This is a genomic window from Marinagarivorans cellulosilyticus, from assembly GCF_021655555.1.
In the GTDB taxonomy this organism is placed as follows: domain Bacteria; phylum Pseudomonadota; class Gammaproteobacteria; order Pseudomonadales; family Cellvibrionaceae; genus Marinagarivorans; species Marinagarivorans cellulosilyticus.
In genome coordinates, this window is the sequence record NZ_AP023086.1 from 2,684,565 (window position 1) to 2,697,191 (window position 12,627).

General features: G+C 46.6%; 10 protein-coding genes. 5 read left to right on the plus strand and 5 right to left on the minus strand.

Annotated features, from left to right (window positions below):
* The first annotated feature begins 59 nt into the window (after positions 1-59).
* The 4 genes from MARGE09_RS10795 to MARGE09_RS10810 all read left to right on the plus strand — a co-directional run bounded on the left by MARGE09_RS10795 (position 60) and on the right by MARGE09_RS10810 (position 3,758).
* The gene (locus tag MARGE09_RS10795) at positions 60-485 is read left to right on the plus strand and encodes a GntR family transcriptional regulator (RefSeq protein ID WP_236981823.1); all 426 of its coding nucleotides are present in this window, start codon (positions 60-62) and stop codon (positions 483-485) included.
* On the plus strand, positions 475-1,392 hold the full coding sequence (locus MARGE09_RS10800) for an ABC transporter ATP-binding protein (RefSeq protein ID WP_236981825.1): 918 nt from the start codon (positions 475-477) through the stop codon (positions 1,390-1,392). Before MARGE09_RS10795 ends, MARGE09_RS10800 begins: the two co-directional genes overlap by 11 nt.
* Before the next feature lie 485 nt (positions 1,393-1,877).
* The gene (locus MARGE09_RS10805) at positions 1,878-2,264 is read left to right on the plus strand and encodes a hypothetical protein (RefSeq protein ID WP_236981827.1); all 387 of its coding nucleotides are present in this window, start codon (positions 1,878-1,880) and stop codon (positions 2,262-2,264) included.
* Between the two features lie 261 nt (positions 2,265-2,525).
* Complete coding sequence (locus tag MARGE09_RS10810; RefSeq protein ID WP_236981828.1) at positions 2,526-3,758, plus strand: acyltransferase family protein; 1,233 nt, start codon at positions 2,526-2,528, stop codon at positions 3,756-3,758.
* Between the two features lie 463 nt (positions 3,759-4,221).
* On the opposite strand, the gene MARGE09_RS10815 is transcribed toward MARGE09_RS10810, so the two are convergent.
* The 3 genes from MARGE09_RS10815 to MARGE09_RS10825 form a co-directional block, all read right to left on the minus strand.
* On the minus strand, positions 4,222-5,589 hold the full coding sequence (locus tag MARGE09_RS10815; RefSeq protein ID WP_236981829.1) for a PQQ-dependent sugar dehydrogenase: 1,368 nt from the start codon (positions 5,587-5,589) through the stop codon (positions 4,222-4,224).
* Positions 5,590-5,906: 317 nt separating this feature from the next.
* Entirely contained in the window at positions 5,907-7,604 is a 1,698-nt protein-coding gene (locus MARGE09_RS10820; protein WP_236981830.1) for a pectate lyase family protein, read from the minus strand.
* Between the two features lie 368 nt (positions 7,605-7,972).
* Positions 7,973-8,998 carry an AraC family transcriptional regulator gene (locus MARGE09_RS10825; RefSeq protein ID WP_236981831.1) on the minus strand — a complete coding sequence of 342 codons (1,026 nt, stop codon included), beginning with the start codon at positions 8,996-8,998 and terminating at the stop codon, positions 7,973-7,975.
* A gap of 129 nt (positions 8,999-9,127) precedes the next feature.
* Here MARGE09_RS10825 and lpxC point away from each other — a divergent pair, with 129 nt between their 5' ends.
* Positions 9,128-10,066, plus strand: a complete 939-nt coding sequence (lpxC, locus tag MARGE09_RS10830; RefSeq protein ID WP_236981832.1) for a UDP-3-O-acyl-N-acetylglucosamine deacetylase — start codon at positions 9,128-9,130, stop codon at positions 10,064-10,066.
* A 53-nt stretch (positions 10,067-10,119) separates the two neighbouring features.
* On the opposite strand, the gene MARGE09_RS10835 is transcribed toward lpxC, so the two are convergent.
* Positions 10,120-11,205 (minus strand): divergent polysaccharide deacetylase family protein, encoded by a 1,086-nt coding sequence (locus tag MARGE09_RS10835; RefSeq protein ID WP_236981833.1) that lies wholly within the window; start codon positions 11,203-11,205, stop codon positions 10,120-10,122.
* Positions 11,205-12,605: a S41 family peptidase gene (locus tag MARGE09_RS10840; protein WP_236981834.1), complete on the minus strand. Its 1,401-nt coding sequence runs from the start codon at positions 12,603-12,605 to the stop codon at positions 11,205-11,207. The genes MARGE09_RS10835 and MARGE09_RS10840 overlap by 1 nt, the downstream gene beginning before the upstream one ends.
* Positions 12,606-12,627 lie beyond the last annotated feature (22 nt).

Sequence of the window (12,627 nt, forward strand, 5' to 3'; positions counted from 1 at the left end):
GCGGTTTTTAGGTTGATCACATAAAGTTATTTACTGAGATTCCCGATGAAGAGTATACTGTGTATATACTCTATATACAGTTGGGCGTTAGCCAATTTATGGATCAACCATTTCAGTTGTCGCAGGCGGACGGGCGTCCGATGTACGTGCAGATTATGGACAATATCAAGCAGCTCATTCTCAAAGGCGAGTGGGCTGAGGGGGAGGGTTTGCCTTCTATTAGGGAGTTAGCCGTAGCCATTAACGTGAGTGTGATTACCGTGAAACGAGCATATCAGGAGTTGGAAAGAGAAAATGTGATTTTAACGCGCCACGGGTTAGGCTCGTTTGTGGCAGAGAAAAGTCAGTCCGTTGCACACTTAAAACGGACTGAATTGTTGTCTGCCATCGATAGGGTCATCGCTTTAGCGGAATTTTTAGATATGCCTCAGGATAAATTGTTGCAGTTAATGCAGTCTCAAATTGAGGAGCGAAATGATGAGTGAGTCAGCCACGGCCTTCAGTGTTGAATTGTCTAATGTGAGTAAGCACTACCGTCATTTCGATTTAGATGGCCTGGATTTGTGTTTGCCTCATGGTGAAGTCTTAGGGCTTGTAGGGCCAAATGGGGCCGGAAAATCGACCTGTTTGCGCCTAATAATGGGCTTGTTGCGACAGGACTCAGGCGAAGTTAATGTGCTGGGGCGAGCAATACCTGAACACGCGGTTTGGCTGAAAGAGCGGGCGGCATTTGTTTCTGAAGACATGCGGCTTTTTGCGGATACCACAATTGAATGGCACATGGGCTTTATAAAAAAGTTATTTTCTCGCTGGGACGACGCCTTCGCTCAGAAGCTTCTGCGCAATTTTGAATTAAATTCTCAGCAAAAAATTAAAGAGTTGTCGCTTGAGCAGCGAATTAAAACCACATTGCTACTTGCATTGGCGCGGCGTCCGCAGCTGCTTGTACTTGATGAACCCTCTACCGGGTTAGACCCCATTGCGCGTTATGAGCTCACCGCGCAGTTGTTCGAAATTATGTTAAACGAAGAAAATAGTGTGGTGTTTTCATCTCAATTTACCCAGGACGTGGAGCGCCTTTCGGATAGCATTGCATTTATGGACCGCGGGAAACTTATCGCCCATCAAGATAAAGAAACTTACCTTGATAAATGGCGTCGGGTTGAGCTTGCTGGGGGAGGGTCCTTACCAATGATGGATGAGGTTCTCGATTGTAGGGCGTATACAGGTGGTTACTCGTTAACTCATGCCCAGTTTGATGATGCGGCTGTCGAGCGTTTTACGCAGCTTGGCTTTACCGTCAGTCAGACGCAACTGCTAACGCTCGAAGAGATTTTTATTCATCAGGTGCGCTACAGCCGCCAGCGCTCGGAGTTGAAAGCTTATGCTTAACCCTAACGTTGCATTAACTTTTGGCCCAGGATCGCTTCGCTGCTTCTATAGCAGTATTTCTAACGTCGTACTCAATTTTTCTGGATCTCACCTAGAGTGACTAGTATCAATCCCAAAAAATCTCCGTTCAACGCTATAAATACCACTCTACAAGCTCCTGAACTCAATATCTAATGCAACGTTAGGGTTAACACTACAATTCGAGCATTGTTTTTCAAAGAATGGTGCTTTTTTTCTCCGCACATAATTGGTTATGCAATTGTTGGCCTGCTGAGTATTTCGATTAACTTAATACCTGGTCAGCCCGCCTCGTTTATCAGTTCAATACTCACAATTACTGCTTTTATGGTGTTCTATTGCCACGTTGTTATGAAATCCGTTGTCGCTGAAAAAAAGGATAAGAATGACCTTTTTCTCATGACTTTACCGGTTTCTCCCCGGCAGCTTTTTTCACTAAGTTAGCCTTTAACGGTTTAGTCTTTGTGATGATGTGGTTGCTATATGTTGCAGTAATCGCTGTTGTGATTACCGTAAGTAACCACATGCCAGCGGTTGTGCTTTCGCTTTACTTGATGATTTTTGCAATCGTAGTACCTGCGTATTGCATAATTCTAACGGTAAGTATTATCACTGGGTCGGAAGGCTGGAGTATTATCGTTATTGTTTTTTCTAATGTGGTGAGTACCGTCGCATTCAACTTTATAGCCAGTAATCCTGAAATTACCGGTGCCTTTAATGCGGGTACATTTAGACAGCTGGGTTTTATTTGGCCATCTTGGTCAGAATCATTTTTTGTTGTGGTGGGAGTGATTACTTTGATCGTTATTACGGTTTCAATCGTGAAAGGTTGGGGTAAAGAAGATTTCTTTTAGTTCGGTTTATCTTTTATTTAAAGGGCATCTCTAAAAATGCACTTTTTCCGCGATAGCGGCGTCAGCTCCGTCCTCGAGTCCTCATTTACACCACGTAAACTGCGGCTCTCCGGGCGGTGCTTCCTTGCTATCACACAAAAATTACTATTTTTAGAGGTGCCCTAAAGTCTAGTTGGGCGTAGCAAATATCGGCGACGTTTCTCTCATTTTAACGACGCTTATTTGTCCATTATTTGTGTGTAAATTGAAAAGGATATTTTTATGAGTGAAAAAGTTGAGTCGTTAGGGCTGCCGATGCAAACCCGTTACTACTATTTAGACAACCTGAGGGCGGTTGCCTTGTTGGCAGGTGTACTGTTGCATGCCGGATTAAGTTTTTGTGTGATTACCGCTGAGTTACTGCCAAGCGCCAACGCCGAAAAGTCCATTGTTTTCGATTATTGGATTTGGTTGTTACATACTTTTCGTATGCCGCTGTTCTTTTTAATAGCGGGTTTCTTTGCGCACTATCTTGTAAGCAAAAAGGGTGTTAAGCAGTTTTTAAGGAATCGCATGCTTCGCGTTGCATTGCCCTTTGTTATTTTTTGGCCGCTACTATTTGCCGCCTTTGTGGGCTTAATGTTTTATGCGGCTACGCACATGAATGTAGATACTCCAGTGATTAATATGGTGAAGTTTGCCATGGAGTACCCCGATCAAATGGAGGGAAAAGAACCGCCGTTGTCTACAACGCACCTTTGGTTTATTTACTACTTGTCGATTTTCAGCCTACTCGCGGCATTGTGTTGTTTGCTGATAAAAAAGGGTGAGCGCATTTATGATTGGGTAGTCCAACCTTGGGTGTTGTTGTTAGTCTTGCCGGTATTTATCACCGGGGTAATGACTCAGCACTCAATCCCACACCCTGCGCCAGAAAGCTTTATCCCAAGTTTAAAAGCGATAGCATTTTATGGTGCATTCTATTTCGTAGGCTGGGTGTTTTTTGTCCGGCAGAACTTGGTTGATGTGATTGCTAAGTTTTGGCCGTATTTAGCCGTGGTTTCGTTGATAGTTGCATTGTTGTTTTGCTTCCTGTTGCCGCCAAATTCCGTTCCGTTAGAGCAAGCTATGGCCTTTGTGGGTAAGGCGCCAGAATTAACGGCGGTTCACTTTGCATTGTCGGTGTCCGCAGGCGTTCTTGCCTGCTACTTGAGTTTTTTATGCTTATGGGCGGCATTCCGGTTTGCCAATAAAAATAATGCCTTATTGCGTTACTTATCCGATGGTTCCTACTGGGTTTACATTGTGCACTTGCCGATTGTCTTTGCTTTACAATATTATTTTCACGACAAGGATTTACCCTTAATCTCAGAGTTTTTTATTATCTCCGCCGTAACGCTGGGCACGGGATATCTTAGCTACGCCTTGCTAGTGCGCAGAACACCCATAGGCTGGTTGTTAAATGGGCGTAAGAAAAAGGTCAGGTCGGCTGTTGATGAGGATTGTCCTCAGTAGTGAATTAGTGCAAGAATTTTGGTTAATAGGCCGAGTTTGCGAAAGTGCGTTAGGCACTGGGTTGATCAGCTAATGAATGAGCTATCGGGCCAAACGCCAAAAGGTGCAAAGGTCTTAACTACAGACATCAAGAAATCCAGAGGCTAAAAGCTAAGATTAAAGGCTTGGAGGATAATGAAATCCTAAAAACGGCCACATGAAGCGGGTCACAATGCCGCAGGCGCAGGGAGCGTAAACGCGGCGGATAATGTTGTTTAGAAAGATACTTCAGGTTACATCTTGTCATAGAATTTAAAGGCCTAAGGGGGACGTTTGATTTGGCGCCACTTAGGCTTTTGGTCTTTTAGGGTTTGGTGTTGCGCTAGCTTGTTGTTATTTCTATTTTGATTCGTTTATAAAATAGCTGCAAAAAAACGGCGCTGTTTAGGCGCCGTTGATTCGTCTCGGTATGGTAAGTGCTCAATTAGCGAGGCGTGATGCGCACTAGGCTGTATTGACTGTTATCGGATGTGGCATAAATTGCGCCGTCAGGCCCTTGTGCAACGTCGCGTACACGGCCTAGGTAGGTAAGAATGCGCTCTTCGCCAATAACGGTAGAGCCGTCTAGCATTAACCGTACTAGGCCACCGGGGTTGAGTGAGCCAATAATAATATTGCCTTGCCATTGGGCAAATAAATCACCGGTGTAGAAGGTCATGTCTGAGGGGGCAATGACTGGGTCCCAATAATATGTGGGCTGTTCCATTGTGGCCATGGCAGTAATGCCTGCGCCAATGGGAGAGCTGTTGTAGTCCTCGCCGTAGGTAATAATTGGCCAGCCGTAGTTTAGCCCTGCTTGCGGGATGTTTATTTCATCGCCACCTTTTGGGCCGTGCTCGATGGTCCATAGTTTGCCGGTGTCAGGGTGTAGTGCTGCGCCTTGCACATTGCGGTGCCCATAAGACCAAATCTCACCGCTCGCACCGTTAGTATTTACAAAGGGGTTATCGGCCGGAATAGAGCCATCTGCATTGATGCGTACAACTTTACCTAGGGTGTTGTCTAGGGTTTGTGAATATTGCCTAGGCTCTTCAAGTGACCTTTCGCCGAGGGTGACATAAAGGGTGCCATCGTTAGACCAGACTAAACGCGAGCCAAAGTGCAGTTGTGAATTCCAAGCAGGCTGCTGGCGGAAAATAACTTCAAGGTTTTCTAGGCGCGATTCGTCATCCGATAAGCGAGCGTGGGCAACGGTGGTGCCATTTTTTCCGGCTTCGCGGTTTTCTGCATAGCTAAAATACACTAGGCGCGATGTAGCAAAATCGGGTGCAAGTTTTACATCGAGTAAGCCGCCTTGGAAGCTGGTATACAAATCGGGCGTTCCTGCGACTTGAATGATATTGCCATCGGTGGAGACAATGCGCATCCCGCCGTTGCGTAAAGTCATTAAAATGCGGCCGTCTGGTAGGAAGTCTATGCCCCATGGTACGGCTTCGTTGGTGGCTAGAACTTGCACGTTGTATTCAATATCCGAGTTAACTTCAGGCGCGCGTGTTTGCTCAGGAAAAGCGGGTGTTTGCTCGGGTGCGTTAGCTTGGCCTGCATTTACCGGCGGGCCACTTGGGCGCGCAACCGACGATTGACTAGCACTGCTGGAACTTGCGATTAAGCTGCTGGACGCCACGGGCAGCGCAACGGATGAGGCCACGCTGCTTTGGGTAGTAATGCTGCTGGCTTGTACGCTGCTTGTCGGCGTATTATTGCCGCCGTTACACGCCGCAAGGCCTGCAATACTTGCCAATAGAGATATCTTTGCGGCTACGTTTAGCGTGCTGCCTACGGTAATTTTCATGTTTAACTCCCATAAAATTAGCAAGTATGTGCATAGATGGTACATATGCGGTAAACAATAGCAATTATTAGCTTGCTTTAGCTACACATGATAGCTGTGAAAATGGGCAGTTACGCACACTTTCGTTAATGTTTTTGTTTGGTTTCGGATATTACTCGAAGGGGCGTTGGCCTAGGGGGCTAGGTGTTGTTGCTGCAGATGTCGTAGTGAATACGGTGCGCTGCCATTGTGCTTTATATATTTATTAAGCAGTCAGGCGGGCTTTAATTAAAAAAGGGGCTAGATGAATAAGCCCCTTTTTTGTATCGCTGCAGTGGTTAAAGCCTTCCCGCTCCGGCTGGTGGCGGTGAGGTGGGTGCGGGGCCTACGTTTGAGCTATAAGGTGGCTTTTGCACGCTTTGGTCGGCGTCTAGTTTGTCGCTGCCGACATCACCAAATTCATTTTTATCCCAAATGTTCGAGCTAGTCCAGGTTAGGCTACCTTCGTTTTCTGATGCTTTTAATATTTTGCCAGCATCTTTAACGTAATTTGCCTCGGCATATATTTTTCCGCCTGGGCCAATGCGCATGCACGAATCGTTATTGTCGTAGTAGTTGTTGTATGTGTGAACGTGGCCAAAACGTACTCTGGGGGTGCGGTTGTTTGGGCGGTCAAACCAGTTGTGGTGGTAGGTTACGCGTAGGTAGCCGCTATCTTGGTCGCCGTTGTTATCGCTGTGGCCCACAAGGCTGGTTTTACCGGTTTGGCTAAACTTGTTAAAAGATATCGTCACCAAATCAGAGCCGCGCTTGGTATCTACCGAGCCATCATAAGCGGCGTAAAAAGTATTGTGATCGACCCAAACGTGATGCGAATAGCACTGGATGTTAATTGAATCATCGGCTGCATTTTTAAAAATCAGGTTGCGAATAATCACGTTACTGGTGGGTGTGAACGAATTCTTTTTGTCGGGCGAGCATGTTTTGCCAAAGGCGGCAATTTGCTCGGGTAGCCAGCCGTTAACATCAAAACCAAAGCCATCAATGGTGGCGCCAGATCCTTGGCCAATAATGGTTTTATTGGATTTTACATCCATCATTTTAACGTCTGCTGGTGCCTTGATGGTGCCGCTGACTTTTATGATTAAAACTTCGTCCGATAGAGCATAACGGGCCAAATCTGCATAGTTACTTACACTAACTGTTCTTCCTCCGTCGCCACCCGTTGTGGTGGATAAACCATGGCCAGCTATATTGGCGTAGCCACCCATTGATGGGTCTGCTTTGGCGCCAGGGGGAGGCGTGATGACGCCTCCAGACGAGCTATTACTAGTACTGCTAGCGGTGTTTGGGCTAGAGCTAGTTTCTACGCCATCACAGCTTCCTGCGGCTATTTCGCTGCCTGATAGGGTTATGGCGTCTATGTTTGCAAGACCTTCAGCTGCGGCGCTGTTAATAGTGATTGTATTGTCGCCAGCATTTAAAAATACAGTGGTATTCAAGGTTTGCCAATTAGACCACTCGCCGGTAGTGCTAAAGCTTACATCGGTTGCACCACCGGCCCCGTCGTTTATCGATACTGTTGCATTGCGCGCACTACCCGAGCCATTGGCATAGCGGATTTGAAGGGTAGCGTTGCCGTTATCTGCGGTTTTTACACTGTAGGTTATGCCTGCTCCTACGGTATTGTCGCCATTAAAAAAACCGGCCCCACCAAACCCAGCGTGGTTGCTTTCAATCACGCCAGTTGCGCTGCAAATTGCGTTAGAGCCTTCCTCGATGGTGATTGTATTTTGAGGAGCTGCTGGGCTGCTCGAAGCAACACTGCTTAACGACGCACTTGAAATGCTGCTCGCTAAAGAGGAACTGCTAGAAAATACGGCGCTACTTGAAGGTACGACTGATACGCTGCTTGATGCCACGTTGCTGGGTGAGCTGCTAGTGGGTGACGGTGCGCTAGAGCTTGAAATATCATTGCCGTCGCAGCTGGCTAGCGCCAAGGTACAGCCTAGCGCCGCAATTATTCTTACATTCATGGGAGTTTCCGTTTGTTTTTGAATTATCAAAAAAAGTTACTCCCACCCTAGAGTAATGGCGGCATAAAAAACGTGAGGCGTTTCGAAAAATATAATTGTTTTCAATAAAATTAAAATACGATTTTAATTTTACCGTTTCTTTTTGAGATTTAATTTTAATTATTCTAAAAAATATTATTTTACGGGTATAAGTTTGTTTTTTTTAGGTGTTTCTTCATTGCTACTTGTGAGTTTTAGTAAGCAGCTGTAAATGCTTACTTACTAAGGTATAAGGCATGTTCTTTAGGTTGCTAATGGGGGGCGCAGAAGGATGGTGCCGTGTTGTGCTAGGGCATCGCTTACAGCCTTTAATGGTGTAAGGGTGTTTGCTATATCACCGTAACTGCTTGCCGTTTTAGTGCTCGTTGTTCACGGTATTCTGTGGGTGTGCAGTTATACCAGCGTTTAAAGGCCCGAGTAAAATTGGCTTGGTCGGAAAACCCTAATAAATAGGCAATTTCAATACAGCTTATATTAGTGTCGTTAACGTGGTGCAAGGCAATTTCTTTGCGAACACTATTGAGCAATTCGCGAAAAGAGGTACCGCTTGCATTTAGCTTTCTGCGTAGGGTACGTACGCTCATATGCAGTTGTTCTGCAATCCAATCTTCAGATGTTTCTCCGCTGGGTAGTTTTTTTACAATTAAATTAAATGCCGACAATTCAATGTCGCCCTGTAATACTTGGTCAAGGTAGTTATGGGCTAATTGTTCGTTACTAAAAGCGAGTTTGTCGTTACCCGATAACAGTGTTTGTTCTGCTGTGCGAATATCAACCCAAAGCGCAGTATGCGTTGCGTTATATTCTATTGGGGCTGCGATAAGTTGTGATATACCCATAGGGGCTGGGGAAGAACGTTTAATGTCTAATTTTACGGGCAGAAAATGTTCGCCCACTAACATTTTGCACATTTTAATAATGGCGGAAATACCGGCATCAACCGCTAAGTCGTGTATTAGCGCTGGGTCGGCGTGGCTTTCGAGTTGCAGCGATATTAGCGAGCCATCGCGGCCGCTGGATGTGACTAATGCGTTATTAATAATGGCCGCATAGCGGTTAAAGCGTTCAAAGGCTTCTAATAAACTGCTACTGGCTAACCAGGCATAGCCTAACGCATGAAATGTTGTGACATCCCATTGCTGGCCGATACGCACACCGATAGTTGTATCTTGAGTTTGTTCGGCTAAGGCGCCCCATAGCTTATGCATGGTTTCTAGCGGGTAGCGCGCCTCTGGGTTACTTAACTTATGAATATCTGCCCCTGCGCGTTTGAATGCTATAGAAGGATCGAAGCCTTCTTTTTCCAGTGTTTTCCAAATGATTAAAGCCCAAGAGGATATAGAGGTAATGTGCATAACGGCTCCTTGTATTGGTTATTTTTAGATAAACCGGCGTAAAGACAAGCTGTTGTCCGCTTTGGCCAAGTGAGTCTTGTGGCTGTGGCATAACCTGATGGCAATTCAATTCAACAGGTGTGAAGTGAAATGTCTAAGATTAAGCAGGTTACCCCATCCGCCTTTTACCAACATACGCTGAGGGATTCATTTTCGTGTATTGGGCGTGGTTTGCATAGTGGCCTAAAGGTGATTATGCGTGTGTTGCCAGCACCGGCAAATACCGGTTATCGCTTTATTCGCCGCGACGTAAAGGGGGATTGTAACGAAATATTAGCGGCATGGTATACCGTGAGCGACACGCACCTTTGTACCACTATTTCAAATTTATGCGGTGTGCGGGTATCTACCATCGAGCACCTTATTGCCGCGCTGCATGTTTGTGATATTGATAATGCCATTATTGTATTAGATGGCCCCGAGGTGCCAATTATGGACGGTAGTGCCAAGGCATTTGTAGAGCTTATTGATTCGGTAGGGCTGCAGCAACAAGCTTGGCAGCGGCGGGCCATAGTGGTAAAAAAACCGTTGTCCGTACGCGAGGGCGATAAGCTTGCCTGTTTATTACCTTACGATAAACCTTGGGTTAAGGTCGAAATTGATTTTGAAGACCCCTGTATTGGGCGGCAAAGCATTTCTACGGCTATTGATTACGCAACGGTTAAGCGCGATATAGCGTGTGCTAGAACCTTTGGTTTTGGGGAGCACATAAATGCATTAAAAGACTTGGGTTTTGCGCGAGGCGGTTCGCTGGAAAATGCTATTTTAGTCAATAATGGCAAAGTGGTTAATTCTTCGGGGTTGCGCTACGACAATGAGTTTGTGCGCCATAAAGTGCTCGATACCATAGGTGATCTAGCATTAAGCGGTGCCCCCATTATTGGTTACTTTAATGGTAAGTACACCGGTCACGCGTTAAATAATTTGCTGCTGCGTAAACTAATGGCATCTGGTGCTAACTACGACTTTTGTAATTTTTCTGACTTGGGTTATTTCAGTCGAAAATTATTGGCAGAAAGTCGTGCTTAGTTTTTAGGCTGCGCAATAACTGGGTTTTTAGGGGGCGTGCGCATTACTTAAACCTAAAAAACGGAAGTTTTCGGCGTGCCAGAGTGCTTATTGGTTTGCAGCGCTAATTGAACGCGATTAGCGCGTGCGTTTAGTAGCTCAGAAACCGTGACAAGCTCTATGCCTTGGGCGTGCAGTTGTGGTATGCGTTGTTCTAAAACTTGCAGGGTTTCGGGGTAGGGGTGGCCAATGCCTAATGCCATTCCGTTTTTTTGTGCGGTTTGAACGAGTTTGTCCAGTTGGCGGCTTATGTCTTTGGGCTTGCGGCTATGGTCTAGAAAAATATCGCGCTCGTAAGTGGGGATGCCCAGTTTTTTAGCTGCATCGTAAGCTGCGCTGGCGGCGGTGGTGCGGCTATCAATAAAGTACAGGCCACGTGCGGGTAGCTCTGCCATTAACCAGGCCATAATTTCGGCGTTTTCGGTAAGGCCGCTGCCCATGTGGTTATTAATGCCGACCAGGTTTGGGATGTCGTTAATCATGCTGTTAAAGCTTTCGCGCAATGCTTGCTCTGGCATGCTCGCTTTTAAACCATCACCCCAGTAGCTAAGTTTTTTGGGTTCCATAGGGGCATGCAGCATAACTTCCTTACCAGCTGCTGGGGCTTGCTTGGCCAGCGATTTTGCAAACGGGGTAAACGGCAGCACCGCGACGGTTAACTTGGCCGGTAGTGCCAGTGTGCGTTCGCCCTCTTGGCGCTGGTAGCCAATATCGTCAATAACAATGGCAACAATTTGGCTGCTAGCAGCTGGTATATACGACGAAAACGCGACTTTTTTGGGTGCTTCTTTTGGTGTTGCTTTGGCTTTTTTGTGTTTTTGGGTGGCCGCCAGTTGTTGCGCAGCTTGTTTTTCACGCTGCTTTTTTAGCTCGATGAAACGGCTCTTTTTTTGTGCCAGAGTGGCTTGCGCGCGCTCGGCAGCAGCCTGCTCGGCTTGGGCAAGGCGGGCATTTTCAATATGTCGCTGGTAAATGTGATCCAGCGAAAATGCACCGGCCATAATGCCGATGCAAAATAAAACCGTTACGCCAAGTATGGGCAGGTTTTTACGGCTTAATAACTTGCGCGACGGCTTTTTTTTACGGCGTTTTTGAACCATTATTGCTCGCTTGCTGCGCTGCTGGTGTCTTCGCTGGTATTTTTAGCTGCGTGCTTAAAAATGCTTAAACCTTTTAGTAAATTTAAGGCTTCGTACAATTGGTTGTCTTGGTTTTGCAGGCTCAGTTTTGTGTCTTCTTGTTCTGCGTTGCGTGCTTTGCGGCTAACTTCATTGCCGGTGCTGTTATTAATATGCCCGCTGAGTTCGGCTTCGCTAACGCGTGCGCGGCCCTTAATGGCGGTAACGCGTACGCGTTCTACACGGATATCAGGCACAATACCTTGCGCCTGAATCGATCGCCCATTGGGGGTGTAATAAAGCGCGGTGGTTAATTTAATGGCTTTATCTTGGGTAATGGGTTGTACCGTTTGTACCGAGCCTTTGCCAAAGCTACGGGTGCCAAGCAGTACGGCACGCTTATGGTCTTGCAAGGCGCCAGCGACAATTTCGCTGGCCGATGCCGAACCGTCGTTAATTAACACGACTAATGGCAAGCCTTGGGTTAAGTCGCCTTCGTCGGCAAAAAAATCTTCGTTCATGCCAGGGCTGCGGCCTTCGGTATAAACGACTTTTTTGCCGTCTAAAAAGGCGCCGGCAATTTCTACCGAGGCTTGCAATACGCCGCCTGGATTATTGCGCAAATCTAATATCAAGCCGTGAAGGTCGTGCTCTTCTTGCATGGTAGTTACGGCGTTTATCATGTCGCTACCGGTGCGGGTTTGAAATTGCGCTACCCGAATATAGCCATAGTGTTCTTCTACAATTTCGTGCCGAATAGAGCGTACTTTAATGGTGTCGCGCACAATAATAATTTCGAATGGGCCTTCGGTGCCTTCGCGCACCAGTGTTAAAACAATTTCGGTGCCTTTAATGCCGCGCATTTTATCGACGGCTTCTTCTAGGCTTAGGCCTTTTACGAGTATGTCGTCTAGTTTGATAATCTTATCGCCGGCTTCTATACCGGCTTTTACCGCTGGCGTATCGTCGATGGGGGTGACTACGGTTAGCACGCCATCTTCCATGCTGACCTCAATACCAATACCGCCAAATTCACCGGTTGTGTGTACTTGCAGGTCGTCGAAAGAGGATTTATCAAGGTAGGCCGAGTGCGGATCTAGTTTGTCGAGCATGCCGCGAATGGCATATTCCAGCAGTGTTTTATCGTCGATTTCTTCGACGTAGTTTTTGCGAATTTGCTCGTAAATTTGCGTGAATACGCGTAGATCTTCAAGCGGCAGTGCGCCTTTTGCCGGCGCAGGGGGCTCTGTTGTTAGGCCAGGGGTTGTTACGCCAGAGGTTGTTTCGCCTGAAATTGGCGATTCGGCGTTAACACTAAAGGGGAGCGCGGTAACAAACAAGGTGCAGCACGCGAATAGCCAAGATCCACAGCGTGGCATCATAAAAGCTCCAAAGTTATTGTTT